Source organism: Mesorhizobium sp. M0898 (assembly GCF_040319695.1).
Lineage (GTDB): Bacteria > Pseudomonadota > Alphaproteobacteria > Rhizobiales > Rhizobiaceae > Mesorhizobium.
This window is the reverse complement of the sequence record NZ_JAMYOE010000021.1, coordinates 1-12557: the sequence shown is the minus strand read 5'-3', so window position 1 is coordinate 12557 and position 12557 is coordinate 1. Positions and strand designations below refer to the sequence as shown.

The 12557-nt window shown below is 60.8% G+C and carries 16 protein-coding genes and 1 pseudogene; 11 read left to right on the top strand and 6 right to left on the bottom strand.

What is annotated here, in order from left to right:
* Positions 1-119 precede the first annotated feature (119 nt).
* From NKH90_RS20645 to pqqE, 7 genes are all read left to right on the top strand, one after another.
* Positions 120-644, top strand: a complete 525-nt coding sequence (locus tag NKH90_RS20645) for a c-type cytochrome, methanol metabolism-related (RefSeq protein WP_023678824.1) — start codon at positions 120-122, stop codon at positions 642-644.
* A 1-nt stretch (position 645) separates the two neighbouring features.
* A complete protein-coding gene (locus NKH90_RS20640; RefSeq protein WP_352820646.1) occupies positions 646-1509 on the top strand; it encodes a substrate-binding domain-containing protein in 864 nt (287 codons plus the stop codon).
* A 216-nt stretch (positions 1510-1725) separates the two neighbouring features.
* Positions 1726-1821, top strand: coding sequence for a pyrroloquinoline quinone precursor peptide PqqA (locus tag NKH90_RS20635; RefSeq protein ID WP_101918690.1), 96 nt, complete (start codon positions 1726-1728; stop codon positions 1819-1821).
* 153 nt (positions 1822-1974) lie between these two features.
* On the top strand, positions 1975-2913 hold the full coding sequence (pqqB, locus tag NKH90_RS20630) for a pyrroloquinoline quinone biosynthesis protein PqqB (protein WP_352820645.1): 939 nt from the start codon (positions 1975-1977) through the stop codon (positions 2911-2913).
* Positions 2910-3668, top strand: coding sequence for a pyrroloquinoline-quinone synthase PqqC (gene pqqC / locus NKH90_RS20625; RefSeq protein WP_352820644.1), 759 nt, complete (start codon positions 2910-2912; stop codon positions 3666-3668). Before pqqB ends, pqqC begins: the two co-directional genes overlap by 4 nt.
* Positions 3665-3961, top strand: a complete 297-nt coding sequence (gene pqqD / locus NKH90_RS20620) for a pyrroloquinoline quinone biosynthesis peptide chaperone PqqD (RefSeq protein ID WP_352503273.1) — start codon at positions 3665-3667, stop codon at positions 3959-3961. Before pqqC ends, pqqD begins: the two co-directional genes overlap by 4 nt.
* Complete coding sequence (gene pqqE / locus NKH90_RS20615; protein WP_352779662.1) at positions 3958-5079, top strand: pyrroloquinoline quinone biosynthesis protein PqqE; 1122 nt, start codon at positions 3958-3960, stop codon at positions 5077-5079. Before pqqD ends, pqqE begins: the two co-directional genes overlap by 4 nt.
* A 21-nt stretch (positions 5080-5100) precedes the next feature.
* Here the strand turns inward: pqqE and fghA are convergent, their stop codons facing one another.
* The 6 genes and pseudogenes from fghA to NKH90_RS20585 form a co-directional block, all read right to left on the bottom strand.
* Complete coding sequence (gene fghA, locus NKH90_RS20610; RefSeq protein ID WP_352820643.1) at positions 5101-5952, bottom strand: S-formylglutathione hydrolase; 852 nt, start codon at positions 5950-5952, stop codon at positions 5101-5103.
* A gap of 366 nt (positions 5953-6318) precedes the next feature.
* Positions 6319-6645, bottom strand: a complete 327-nt coding sequence (locus NKH90_RS20605; protein WP_352820641.1) for an HVO_A0114 family putative DNA-binding protein — start codon at positions 6643-6645, stop codon at positions 6319-6321.
* 4 nt (positions 6646-6649) lie between these two features.
* Positions 6650-7102 (bottom strand): annotated as a pseudogene (locus NKH90_RS20600) (ribonuclease toxin HepT-like protein).
* 73 nt (positions 7103-7175) lie between these two features.
* Positions 7176-7496: a nucleotidyltransferase domain-containing protein gene (locus NKH90_RS20595; RefSeq protein WP_352820639.1), complete on the bottom strand. Its 321-nt coding sequence runs from the start codon at positions 7494-7496 to the stop codon at positions 7176-7178.
* A gap of 109 nt (positions 7497-7605) precedes the next feature.
* On the bottom strand, positions 7606-8004 hold the full coding sequence (locus NKH90_RS20590; RefSeq protein WP_352820637.1) for a type II toxin-antitoxin system VapC family toxin: 399 nt from the start codon (positions 8002-8004) through the stop codon (positions 7606-7608).
* Positions 8001-8267, bottom strand: a complete 267-nt coding sequence (locus tag NKH90_RS20585; RefSeq protein ID WP_352474931.1) for an AbrB/MazE/SpoVT family DNA-binding domain-containing protein — start codon at positions 8265-8267, stop codon at positions 8001-8003. Before NKH90_RS20585 ends, NKH90_RS20590 begins: the two co-directional genes overlap by 4 nt.
* A 515-nt stretch (positions 8268-8782) precedes the next feature.
* Here NKH90_RS20585 and NKH90_RS20580 point away from each other — a divergent pair.
* The 4 genes from NKH90_RS20580 to NKH90_RS20565 form a co-directional block, all read left to right on the top strand.
* On the top strand, positions 8783-9622 hold the full coding sequence (locus tag NKH90_RS20580) for a succinate dehydrogenase/fumarate reductase transmembrane subunit (protein WP_352686130.1): 840 nt from the start codon (positions 8783-8785) through the stop codon (positions 9620-9622).
* Positions 9623-10287: 665 nt separating this feature from the next.
* Complete coding sequence (locus NKH90_RS20575; RefSeq protein ID WP_352820634.1) at positions 10288-11334, top strand: NAD(P)-dependent alcohol dehydrogenase; 1047 nt, start codon at positions 10288-10290, stop codon at positions 11332-11334.
* 186 nt (positions 11335-11520) lie between these two features.
* Positions 11521-11721 (top strand): CsbD family protein, encoded by a 201-nt coding sequence (locus NKH90_RS20570; protein ID WP_023719429.1) that lies wholly within the window; start codon positions 11521-11523, stop codon positions 11719-11721.
* A gap of 507 nt (positions 11722-12228) precedes the next feature.
* Positions 12229-12557 (top strand): general stress protein (locus NKH90_RS20565; protein WP_352820632.1); only part of this gene is annotated, 329 nt, incomplete at its 3' end.

Below are 12557 nucleotides of genomic sequence, written 5' to 3'. Positions count from 1 at the left end.
AGAGCCCGGGTCATCCCGAAGCCGGGAACCGGGCTCTCGATTGCGCCGCGCACCCAACTCCGATCAATGCCGCTGCACGACGGCAGCCAGGATTTCTGGCAAACGAAGGAAGAGCCTGAATGATCGTTCGCATTGCAGTTTCCGCTCTCGCCCTGGTCCTGCTGCCTCTGGCCAGCTCAAGTCTGGTACGGGCCGAAGACAGCATGGAGAAAGCCAAGGCGGTGAAGCAAGAAGGAGGCAAATATTTAGATGCGGACGGAAATCCGACCTACAAGATCGAAAACGGAACCGTCGATTGGTACACCTTCAGCGGGTACCGCCGGTATCATTCAGATTGCCATGTCTGTCACGGACAGGACGCCACAGGTTCGAGCTATGCGCCTGCCTTGGCTAATAGCCTGAAGAACATGGATTATGCCACGTTCCTGTCGATCGTCGCCGAGGGCCGCAAGAATGTCGGCGGCGGCAAGGAAAACGTCATGCCCGCCTTTGGCGACAACAAGAACGTCTATTGTTACCTGGACGATCTCTACGTCTATCTGCGCGCGCGCGCCGATGGCGCGGCACCCCGCGGCAGGCCGCCCAAGCACGAAAACAAGGCTCAGGCAGCCAAGGATGCCGAAGCATCCTGCATGGGTGGATGATATGACCGGCTGCACTGCATCGAAGCTGCGCGTCGTTCTGCCGATCCTCGGCGCGCTCGCCTTGCTGCCGCCGAATGTTCTGGCACAAAATGCCGGGCTTGGCGCTGCGGGCGAACTGGTCGATCCCGACATTCTGCGCGTCTGCGCAGATCCCTCGAACATGCCGTTTACCGACAAGAACGGCCAAGGCTTCGAAAACAAGCTGGCTGAACTGGTTGCCAAGAAGACGGGGCGAAAATCAGTCGCTTACACGTGGTTTCCCACTGTCACCGGATTTGTGCGCAATACGCTGGGGGCCAATCGATGCGACATCATCATGGGCTACGCCCAAGGCGATGAACTGGTGCAGAACACCAACGCCTACTACCGCTCCGCCTATGTGCTCGTATACCCCAAAGGCAACGGCATGGAAGGCATCGAGACGATCGAAGACCCGAAACTTTCCGGCAAGAGAATCGGCGTCGTCGAAAGCACGCCGCCAACCGCCAACATGGCCGCCAACAAGCTTCTGCGGACCGCCAAGATCTACCCGCTGGCGGTGGATACGCGCGTCACCCCTTCCATGGGGGAGGTCATGATCAAGGACATGCTCGCCGGCAAGATTGACGCGGCGGTCCTGTGGGGGCCGATGGCAGGTTACTATGCCAGGGAACTCGGAGCCGATGTCACCATTGTTCCGCTGTTGAAGGAAAAAACCGGCTCGCGCATGTCCTACCGCATTACCATGGGTGTACGTCCGTCCGACCAGGAATGGAAACGGACGCTAAACCGGGTGATCAGGGAAAACCAGGCGGAGATCACCAAGCTCCTGCTGGGTTACAATGTGCCGCTGATCGACGAGCACGACAATCCGATTACGCAATAGTTGGGATGGGTCAGGAGGAGGAAACACCTACGCGATGAACAATTGAAGAGAAGACTACAGCTACTTTCGATACTTTTTTGTTTTTCGGGCTTTCAAAACCTTGCGTTCATTTGTCCATTTTGAGAACGTGATGGACGAGCCATTGCTTCGGTGCCCTGCAATGGTTGGCTAACCACCAGATCGGCCCCTTCGGGCTGGTAGAAGAGGAGAAATGTTATGAAGAAGAGCTGGACAAAACCGACCATGTGCCAGGTTGCTGCGGGCTTTGAAATTTCGCGCTATCTGCCTGCTGAAATTACTCCCAAGAAGTAGGCCGCAGAGGTGCGTGTCCCTGGCAACAGGGGCACGCATCCCCTTGCCGTATGGGATTTTCGTGAAAGAGTTTGAGGCGCGCAAAGCGGGCGGGCCGTTTTTTGCGGCTGCAAATTGGCTGCTGGTCAGAGAAGCCGCGGGGCGGGCGTTTTCATGCGCTTGAGAATCATCGGATCGGCGGCCGGCGGCGGCTTTCCGCAATGGAACTGCAATTATCGTCTGAGCCGTGCGGCTCGCACCGGGGTAGCTGGTGTGCATTCACGAACCCAATCGAGTGTCGCCGCGTCGGCGGATGGCCTCGGGTGGGTTCTGTTCAACGCCTCGCCCGACATTCGCCAGCAGATCGCGGCAACGCCTGAATTGCAGCCCGCGCACGATGCGCCGCTGCGCTCGACGCCTATTCGCGCGGTGGTGCTGACCAATGCCGATGTCGATCATGTCGCCGGCCTGCTCAGCCTGCGTGAGCGGCAGCCTTTCGCTATCTATGCAACGACACAGGTTCTGGCGACGCTGAAGGCGAATTCGATTTTCAATGTCCTCGATCCGGCGCTCGTGCCGCGACGCATCTTGCCGCCGGCGCAAGAGCTGTCGATCTGCGACGCAGACGGCCACGACACCGGGGTGGCTGTCGAGAGTTTTCCCGTGCCCGGGAAGATAGCCCTCTATCTCGAAGAAAGAGGCCAGCCGGATGCCAATTTCAGCTCCGATGCCGGCGACACGATTGGCGTCCGTATCGCCGGTGCCGGCAGTCGCGGCTCCGGCTTCTACATCCCCGGCTGCGCCCGCATCGATGCGACCCTTCGCACGCGTCTAGCCGATGCCGCATGCCTTCTGTTCGACGGCACGGTCTTCACCGACGACGAGATGATTGCTGCCGGCGTCGGCCAAAAGACCGGTGCACGCATGGGGCATCTGGCAATGTCGGGAGACGCCGGGTCGATCGCCGGCTTGGCCGATGTAAGGATCGGCCGCCGTGTCTTCGTCCACATCAACAACACCAATCCTGTTCTGGACGAGAATTCTGCCGAGCATGCAGCCGTCGAAGCGGCTGGCTGGGAAGTGGCCTGCGACGGGATGGAGATAGAACTTTGAGTGATTTCCACGACGCGGCCAGCAACGGCCTGTCCTCAAGTGAGCTCGAAGCAGTGCTGCGGCAGGTCGGTGCCGAGCGCTATCACAACCGCCATCCTTTCCATCACAGGATGACCAGCGGTGCGCTGTCGAGGACCGAGATGCAGGCCTGGGCGCTGAACCGCTATTGCTATCAGGCGGTCATTCCGCGCAAGGACGCCATGATCCTCGCGCATGCCGAGGATCCGGCGTTTCGCGCCGCCTGGCGCAAACGCATCGAGGATCATGACGGCGAAGACGGCTGGAGCGGCGGTATTGCGCGCTGGTTGCACCTGGCGACCTCGCTCGGTCTCGATGCCCACGCGGTGAAGAGCGAGAGGCTGGCCCTGCCGGCGACACGTTTTGCGGTTGGCGCTTACCTCTCCTTTTGCACGAACCGGACCCTGCTGGAGGCGGTCGCGTCGTCGCTGACCGAGATGTTCTCGCCGGTCATCATCGGCGAGCGGGTACCCGCGATGCTGGCCAAATACGATTATATCACCGAGGACACGCTGGCCTATTTCACCCGACGGCCCGAACAGGCCTCGCGCGACGCCGACTTCGCCCTCGCCTATGTGCTCGAACATGCCGACGCGGCGGAACGCCAGCAGCAGGCGATCGATGCACTGGTGTTCAAATGCGATATACTCTGGGCCATGCTCGACGCGCTTCAACACGCCTATGGCGAGCCGGGCAATATCCCGCCCGGCGCCTTCCGTCCGGAGGCAGCCCAATGATGGCACTGCGCGAAAGAGCCATGGTGTCGCTGCAGTCGGTTCCATCGCTGCCGAAGCACGTGCGCATACAGCATGACCCCGTGCGCCAGGCGTTCGCCGTGCTGTCGCCCGAAAAGGTGTTCTGGCCAAACGACATCAGCCTCGACATATTGCGCCGCTGCGATGGGCGGTCCACGGTCGGCGACATCATTGCCGGCCTTGCCGCAGATTATGATGCCGAACAGGAGGCTGTGGCGGCCGATGTCGTCGCCTTCCTGCAGGAATGGTCGGACAAGCTGCTGGTGAAGCTATGAGCGAGCCCCCTCTCCCCCCGATCGGCATGCTGGCGGAACTGACGCATCGCTGCCCGCTGCAATGCCCCTATTGTTCCAATCCGCTCGAATTGCTGAAGGCCAATCGCGAACTCGACACGCAGAGCTGGCTCGACCTGTTCTCGCAGGCAGCCGACCTTGGCGTTCTCCAGGTGCATCTGTCCGGCGGTGAACCGACGCTGCGTCGCGATCTCGAGCAATTGATCGCCGGGCTTTCGGCGCGGGGCGTCTACACCAACCTGATCACCGCCGGCGTCGGCATTGCGGATGGCCGCATCGAGGCATTTGCCGAAGCCGGGCTCGACCATCTGCAACTGAGCTTTCAAGGCGCACGGCCGGCGACCACCGAGCGCATCGGCAATCACAGGGGCAGCCACGAAAAGAAGCTGGAAACGGCACGCCGCGCTCGCGCGGCCGGCTTGCCGCTTACCATCAACGCGCCGATCCATCGCCACAATATCGAGGAGGTACCGGAATTCATCGATCTGGCCCTTTCGCTGGGTGCGGAGCGTCTCGAGATCGCCAACGTGCAGTACGCCGGCTGGGCGCTGACCAATCGCGATCAACTGATGCCCGAGCGTGCGGCCGTCGACCGCCAGGCGGAGATCGTCGCGGCGGCGCGCGAACGGCTCACCGGCATCATGAACATAGATTTCGTCACGCCGGATTATTTCGCCATCTATCCCAAGCCGTGCATGGGCGGCTGGGCGCGCGACGCCTTCATGGTGACGCCAGACGGCACCGTACTGCCATGCCATGCCGCCCAGACCATCCCGTCGCTCAGTTTCGAGCGTTTTGGAACACGCAGCCTGGCCGCGATCTGGACCGATTCCCCGGCATTTAATGCCTTTCGAGGCACGGACTGGATGCAGGAGCCCTGCCGCAACTGTGAGCGGCGCGAGATCGACTGGGGCGGGTGTCGCTGCCAGGCGATGGCGATCGCCGGCGATGCCGCCGCGACGGACCCGGCTTGCGCGAAATCGCCGATCCATGCGCGCATGGCAATGCTGATCGACGAGGCCCAGCGCGCTGCGACGGTTCCTTCGAAGGACGAACCATTCGTCTACCGGCGCATCGGCGTCGTCACCGAGCCCGCCTGACTGCCGACCAATTCCTACGGCCTACCCTCGTGAAAGCCGTTCGGCATGCCACGTCATATGGTCATGCATGAATGTCGAAATGAAAAAATAGGAGTGATCGTATTCGTCCTGCATCCGCAATTTCAACGGAATGCCTGCCTTGGAGCAGGCTTCTTCGAGCAGCCAAGGCCTGAGGCCCTCCTGGAGGAAACCGTCTGACGTTCCCTGATCGACCAGGAATTCCGGGAAACGGTATCCATCCTCGATGAGCGAAGTGGCATCGTAGCGCCGCCACGAGGCCTCATCCAGGCCGAGATATTTTTCGAAAGCCGGCTTCGACCAACCGGCTGTGCTTGGCTGCACGATCGGCGCAAAGGCCGAGCAACTTCTGAAACGCCCGGGATTGTTCAGTGCGATCGTCAGCGCGCCATGCCCGCCCATCGAATGGCCGAAGATCGACTGGCGCGCCATATCGGCGGGAAATTCGCGCCCGATCACGGCTGGCAGCTCCTCGACGATATACGAATACATGCGATAGTTCTTGGCATACGGCTCTTGCGTCGCGTCGAGGTAGAAACCGGCGCCGCTGCCGAACTGCCAATTGTCCTTTTCATCCGGAATGTCGACACCGCGCGGGCTGGTGTCGGGGCAGACGACGATCAAGCCAAGTTCGGCGGCAATACGTCTGTATTCGCCTTTTTCCATCACATTCGCATGGGTGCAGGTGAGCCCGGAGAGGTACCAGACCACGGGGCAACGGCTTTCCCGTGCCTGCGGAGGCACGAAAATGGCAAACGTCATTTCGCACGAGCAGCTCGTCGAAAGATGAGAGTAAACATGCTGAGCGCCGCCATGCGACTTGGCAGTCGAGACGAGTTTCAGGTGCTCTGGCATATATTCTTCTCCACCAATTTTAACCGCCGACCGTAGGCTCTACGACATCAAGGGTGATCGCGGCAACCTTGGTGGGCCAGCTGGCGCGCGGGGCTCTTGATCGGAGCCGGGATGGCCTGCCTTCGCCGACCGTCTTGGCGCAGCAAGGCGCGAGAGGCCACTCGCTGGCGCAGCGTTGCCAGCAAGCCATATGGGCCAGGCTGGGCGATTGTTGGCGATGCCGGCTATAACAACGACGCAGTCACTGCGCAGGCATCGGCGATGCTTCCGGGAAGCCGAGCCCTGCGCAAATGCGGCTTCACGTCCAGTACTTGCCAAACCTGGTCAGCGGCGGTTTCGCAACCCACTGATCGACTTTTGCCCCTGTCACCCATCGCGCAGCAAAGATGATGGTGCGGCGATTTGTCTCCACGAATCGTCGACCTCGCATCGGCCATTGTGAAGCTCAGCGAGGTCGATCGTGACTCGTTGCACGGCGAGTTCGGGTCTCTTCGGCCTGGAGCCCGCCATTGAGACAATTCCCGCCCGCTCAAGGGCCGCCAAGGAGCGGGATACGTTCGGCTGCGGACGCGCCGCCAACCTGCACAGTTCCGTGATGCTTTGCGGTCGATACCGATGGATCAGCGCCACCAGCCGACAGTTCTCAGAGGTCAACGCCCGCAGAACCTCTTCAGGCGCGCACGACTGAGCCATTGGTTCAGGAACCACCAGATGCCCCGCCGCCTGAGCCGTCGCCGCCGCCATCACTGTCGTGCGTGCTTTCCTCAGTAAGGGTGCTTTCCAAGTAAACAATGGCTTCGACGAAAGACGGAAATGCCTCTTTTACCCTTTCGAGGCTTTCCTGCACCTTGTCTGTTTTCAGGTCAAAACCGTACCGATGCCTCACCAGGTCACGGAATCCCTTTAACTCACTCAAGGACCGATAAAGCTAGGGGTCGAGCACAGCCGGCCGTATGCCTGCAATTTCCGCCGACATCTGATCGAGCACGTCCTGGTGCATCGTAGGTCCTTGGGGAACGAGGCCGTCTATGTTATTGGAGAGGCTGAGCAGGATGTCCTCGATGCCGTTGTAGACACTGTGGACTTCCAGCGAAACTGCTGCGACGGCGCCCCATTCGCCGCGTGACAGCTCACTTCGATGAGCCGCCATATATTCCTCGATTTGCTGGAGTTCCTTCGCAGCGCGGTCGATTTTTGGCGACAGTTTCGCGAATGCCGGATGCTTAAACGCCGTCATTAAGCAATTCCTGCACTCGTTCGGACGAAACGTCTGAGGCAAAGATCAGGTCATAAGGAATGTTCGTTCCCCGAAGCTGGTCTGCCACCAAGCGCTCTACCATGGCCCGGCGCGCGGGATCAGTGCGTCCGTGCACCAGCAGATCTACGTCCGAATGGACGCGGAAACGGTTTTTCGCGAGGGCTTCGACAACAGAGATATCGACGCCGCGGGCTTTGGCGTTCCGGAGAATACGCGATACACAGGCTTGCGCGGTCTTCCGGCGATCGTCAGCTCTTCGGTGGATCAAATTGTTAATCTTGTTCATCTTTTCGCCTGTTGCCTTTGGTCCAACTGTGACCCGATGCGAGATTGTCGCAAGTCCGCAAGCTGTGTCTGCAGTCGAAGTCTTAGGCTAAGCGCCGTTAAGGCGAGTGCTAGAAAAGAAGCTGTACGGATTGTCCCCGCGCCGAGAGCAGTTTGACGGCCTTCCGGTCAAACGAGACGAATGTCTCGCCGCCAAGCCAGCCGCCGTCAAAAGCGATCACGCCGTCCGCGAAATCGCCGCCGGCATCGAGGACTGACAGCCCTGCCTCAACTGCTGGCCGGTTGACGACAACATTCGCGGTGTTCAGCAACGCCCGGATCGCCGCGGCAATATTTTCGGGCTCTGTCTGGTACTGCCGGGCCAGAACCCAGGCGAACTCGCACAAGGCCTGCAAGCTCACGGCCACGATGTCCGCTTTGGCCAGCAGGTCGACGGCAATGGCTGCCTGCCCCTCATCATCGGCGACGTAGGCGCGCAGCACCACATTCGTGTCGGCCGTAACCCTCATTCCTTGCCGGACCCGGCCGCAGCGCCCGCTTCCGCTATCGCCTCATTGATCTCCTCGATGCTGAGCACCCGGCCGTTCGTCTTGCCTCTGAGGAAGCCGTGGAGGTCCCGGAACGACCCCTTCGCCCGTGCAGCCCTCAATTCCGCCCGACCGTCGGGCAGCAGATCAAGCTCGATCTTCTCGCCCGGCTTGATGCCCAGATGTTGCAGCACGTCCTTCCGGAACGTCACCTGCCCCCTCGTCGTCACTGTCAACGTTGTCATGTTAAACATTTCCTGTTCATCGCGATAAGATAATGCAAATCTGCATTATTATCAATGCAGATGGTCGGGGCCAAGCTTGGTGTCCATGCGGCGACTGAATCGCGACCAGCGCTCTGCAAGCCAACACCACGGCCGCTATCCGCGTCGATCTTGCCGCAATATTTGTCTCGTTAGAACTGTCTCGTTCAATGGTTCGTCACTTCGCTTCGGCTCGTGTCGGGAATGGGGCGACCGCCGCCGGGAAGCGAGGGAAGGCAGCGTCAAGTTCGAGCCAGAGATTAGCCAGAGATTAACAAGAACGAAGCCATCGCCGCATAGGCGTCTGCCTGCGTGGGTATGGACGGATTCACTCATGCGCAATATGAATCATGAATGGAGATGAGGCCTGCCGTGACGCTCACATTTTTGCCGTGTCGCTAAGGCAGGTGACGCTCGTTCAATGACGCTGCGCAGGGCGGGTTGGCCTTCTGGTCTAACGCCGCCCGCAGAAGTGTCGATATCAGGGGATCTGGTCAATGACCGACAACAAGCCAGACGTTACCAAGGATTGGCAAGCGACGCAGGGCCAGAAGTCCTCCGCCACGCGTCTTCGCCTTTTCGCCGCACTCTCGTGGGTCGTCGCCATTGGCGGCGAGATCTACGGAATTATGCTGCTTCGCCAGAACAAGTTCGACCAGGGACACCTGCCGCTGGTCATCGGCCTTCTGGTCGGCATCGCGATTTTCGCAATCGCCGGCAACTTGCTATGGAAGGCGGCCAACAGGCACGATCCGGCTCGTGCATCCGACGCGGCCAGGTTCTTCTTCCAAAACCAGCTCGGCGCAATCATCACGCTGATTGCCTTCCTCCCGCTGGTTTTCCTGATCCTCACCGACAAAAACATGGATCCGCGGACCAAGAAGGTTGCCGGCGGCGTCGGCGCTGCGCTGGCCGTGCTCGCGACGGTCATGGGGATCAGTTTCAAACCCCCGTCGGTCGAACAGTACACCCAGGATATGAACGCATGCGCAGCCCAGATCAAGTCGGGGCAGCCCACCACCGCCTGTTCGCCCGATGTCGCCGCTCAGGCGCAGGCGATTGCAACGGACACCGCCGCCGTGGCGGCGGCGACGCGGGACGCGAGCCACCCCGCCGGTCAGGATGTCGTCTACTGGATCGCGCCCGAAAACGGAGCCGCGAAGTCCAGCGAGCCGCATGTTTTCCACCTCTGCGCAGGCGTGAGCCCGCTGAAGGACAAGACTGTGAATAGTGGCTCCGTGACGGAGGCCTACGCACAGAACGCCGTCCGCATCACGAAGCAGATCGATATGGAACAGAAGCAGTGCGGGTTCACCGCCACAACCAGCACCAACTGAACCCGTCTGCACTCGATCGGGTCCAGCCGTTGGTCTTGTCGAGCAGGATGGCGCGTAAGCGCAGGCTCAGTATTGACTCGCCGAGAAAGCGCCAAATGCCGGGATCGCCCGGCTGGCCAATATTGTCCGGCTGCAAACTTATCCGCGGCGGGCAATGACGTGGCCTCTTACGCACGGCAGCTTCCGGCCTGAGCGCTTCGAATGGAGATTGACGTTAATGAGCGCATTGCCGCCCGGCAGCATTATGGGCCGGAAGCGAACCGGAAACTTCTGGCGCCCAAAAAACGATAGCGGACATTTCACCTGGTGGGCCGCATCGACCAGAAGCGGATCGGGCAAGCGTTCCATGGCATGTAGCGTCGGGTGTCGCGCACCTGCTGAACCCCTGTTGATGACTGGCCGATGCCGGTCTTCTGGCTTGGAGGCTGGGGAGTGGGGAGTCTCGGGGCGAACGACTATTTCATTCCGCCGAGGGCATTCGGCAGCGGCATGGCCGGCCTTCAAAGTCCTTTGGCCGGGAAGTTGGTACGGATAGTCGGAATCAGGCAACACCCCTGTTTTCCGAGCTGGATTTTGAAGCTGTGAATGAGCGGCTATGATGAACGCGCCGAGTGCAAGTAAGGTCACGAAGGCCCCTACAATAAGCTTTAGAGGAGACTACGTCGATGACGAACGTGCGCGCCCTTGTCCTTGAACGCCAGCACGAACTCAAGCTGCGTGACATCGATCTGCCACAGACCGTCGGCCCGGGCGAAGTTCGCATCAAGGTCCATACGGTGGGCATCTGCGGCTCCGACGTGCACTACTATACGCATGGCCGCATCGGCCCGTTCGTGGTCGAAGCGCCGATGGTCTTGGGCCATGAAGCAGCCGGCACTGTTGTCGAAACGGGGGAAGGCGTCGAGCATCTGAAGGTCGGCGACCACGTCTGCATGGAGCCGGGTATCCCCGATCTCAATTCGCGGGCGAGCCGGCTCGGCCTCTACAACATCGATCCAGCGGTCAGGTTCTGGGCAACGCCGCCGATCCACGGCGTGCTGACGCCCTATGTCGTCCACCCCGCCAACTACACTTTCAAACTGCCCGACAATGTCAGCTTCGCCGAAGGCGCCATGGTGGAGCCCTTCGCTGTCGGCATGCAGGCGGCTGCCAAAGCAAAGATCGCGCCGGGCGACACGGCGGTCGTGATTGGCGCAGGGCCAATCGGCACGATGGTGGCGATCGCGGCGCTCGCCGGCGGCTGCGCCCGCGCCGTTGTTGCAGATCTCGCCCAACCCAAGCTCGACATCGCCGGCGGCTATCAAGGCGTGATCCCGATCAACGTCCGCGACAGGAACCTGGCGGCGGAGGTAAAGCGCCTGACCGATGGCTGGGGCGCCGACGTGGTGTTTGAATGCTCGGGCTCGTCCAAGGCATGGGAGACCCTGCTCGATCTGCCGCGGCCCGGTGGCGCGGTAGTGGTCGTCGGCCTGCCGGTGGCGCCGATCGCATTCGATGTCGCCACCGCCTCGACCAAGGAAGTTCGCATCGAAACGGTATTCCGATATGCCCACCAATATGAGCGGGCAATCGCGCTGATGGGGTCGGGCCGGGTCGACCTAAAGCCACTCATTTCGGCGACCTTCCCCTTCGAAGATTCCATCAACGCCTTCGACCGCGCAGTCGAAGCCCGGCCGGCGGACGTAAAGCTTCAGATCCTGTTGCCGGATTAAGGCGAGTTCCAAAGCCCCCGGGCTGTCCTCCCGATCTCCTCGATGCGTTGCGTAGGCTTCCGGGCTTGGAGCAAGGGCATTGGCAACCCAGTTTTTGTTGGCATCAACCGAGCCTATCGCCTGAGCGGTTTCTCCTGAAAGGTGGCTTTCAACAACGCGAGCTGGCGCGCAAGCAAGGAGGAACACATGAACTGGGATCAAATCAAGGGAAAATGGACGCAGTTCAAAGGCAAGGCGAAAGAGCAGTGGGGTGACCTCACCGACGATGATCTTGATCGGATCGAGGGCAACCGGGACCAGCTCTTGGGGCGTATCCAGGAGCGATATGGCATCGCCAAGGAAGAGGCAGAGCGCCAGGTTGATAACTGGTCCAGAAGCATCAGCTGAGCCTTGGGCGCAACGCCGTCTGCTGCGCCACCACCGGGGTAAAACTCTGCGTCGCCGTGCCGACTGGTGCGGTGGCTCTTTCGACAGCGAGGCCCGCGAGGAACCTTTAGCCGCATCTAATGTTCCACTTGCGTGGCGGGCTTCGCCCCGGCGTGCGCCCCGCCCGGAGGCGAAGGAGTGCAATGATGAACAACATTATCTGGCTGGTCGGCGCGATCGTGATCGTAATCGCCATTTTGAGCTTTTTGGGTCTGCGATAGCATCTGAACCCTCTCTTCGAGCCGGCGACCGTCCCCGCTCGGCATGGCCTCAGCACGCCCAAGCTGGTCAGACTTAGGTCCCAAGCGAGACGCTCTGGGATTTGGACCGAAGCCCCGGCTGAGGAACGTAGCCGGCTGGCTCACGTTGTGGTGAGCTTTTGGCGCGACGAAGATGCGTCCGGGCGGAAGAGTTCAAGCCAGGGAGGAGAGGCCCGACGCTCCGAACGGGCGTCGGGCCTGGGCGTAAATGCAAACAATCAGCAGACTGTTCAATTCCCATGCCCAGGCAGCACGTGCTGTGGCCAGGCTTCAGGCTGCCGGGATTCGTCGCCGGCAAATCAGCGTGGTCGGATCTTACAACGACAATGATGAACCGATCAGCGTTGCTGGATATTACGACGATGAGATGAGCGCTCTCTGGTGGGGTGCGATTGCTGGTGCCGCACTTGGCGCCACGGCTGGTCTGTTGGCCGGCTTCAGCGCTTTTGGAGCTCAAGACGTTGATCCCGCGGGGATGACCGGCATGGCCCTGGTCGGTGCGGCGTGGGGCGGCTTTGCCGGCGTGCTTCTCGGAAC

What these genes read in the sequence shown, in the direction of transcription:
- NKH90_RS20645 (WP_023678824.1), top strand. Translation starts at nt 120, where the DNA reads ATGATCGTTCGCATTGCAGTTTCCGCTCTCGCCCTGGTCCTGCTGCCT.
- NKH90_RS20640 (WP_352820646.1), top strand. Translation starts at nt 646, where the DNA reads ATGACCGGCTGCACTGCATCGAAGCTGCGCGTCGTTCTGCCGATCCTC.
- NKH90_RS20635 (WP_101918690.1), top strand. Translation starts at nt 1,726, where the DNA reads ATGAAGAAGAGCTGGACAAAACCGACCATGTGCCAGGTTGCTGCGGGC.
- pqqB (WP_352820645.1), top strand. Translation starts at nt 1,975, where the DNA reads ATGCGCTTGAGAATCATCGGATCGGCGGCCGGCGGCGGCTTTCCGCAA.
- pqqD (WP_352503273.1), top strand. Translation starts at nt 3,665, where the DNA reads ATGATGGCACTGCGCGAAAGAGCCATGGTGTCGCTGCAGTCGGTTCCA.
- pqqE (WP_352779662.1), top strand. Translation starts at nt 3,958, where the DNA reads ATGAGCGAGCCCCCTCTCCCCCCGATCGGCATGCTGGCGGAACTGACG.
- fghA (WP_352820643.1), bottom strand. Translation starts at nt 5,952, where the DNA reads ATGCCAGAGCACCTGAAACTCGTCTCGACTGCCAAGTCGCATGGCGGC.
- NKH90_RS20605 (WP_352820641.1), bottom strand. Translation starts at nt 6,645, where the DNA reads ATGGCTCAGTCGTGCGCGCCTGAAGAGGTTCTGCGGGCGTTGACCTCT.
- NKH90_RS20595 (WP_352820639.1), bottom strand. Translation starts at nt 7,496, where the DNA reads ATGAACAAGATTAACAATTTGATCCACCGAAGAGCTGACGATCGCCGG.
- NKH90_RS20590 (WP_352820637.1), bottom strand. Translation starts at nt 8,004, where the DNA reads ATGAGGGTTACGGCCGACACGAATGTGGTGCTGCGCGCCTACGTCGCC.
- NKH90_RS20585 (WP_352474931.1), bottom strand. Translation starts at nt 8,267, where the DNA reads ATGACAACGTTGACAGTGACGACGAGGGGGCAGGTGACGTTCCGGAAG.
- NKH90_RS20580 (WP_352686130.1), top strand. Translation starts at nt 8,783, where the DNA reads ATGACCGACAACAAGCCAGACGTTACCAAGGATTGGCAAGCGACGCAG.
- NKH90_RS20575 (WP_352820634.1), top strand. Translation starts at nt 10,288, where the DNA reads ATGACGAACGTGCGCGCCCTTGTCCTTGAACGCCAGCACGAACTCAAG.
- NKH90_RS20570 (WP_023719429.1), top strand. Translation starts at nt 11,521, where the DNA reads ATGAACTGGGATCAAATCAAGGGAAAATGGACGCAGTTCAAAGGCAAG.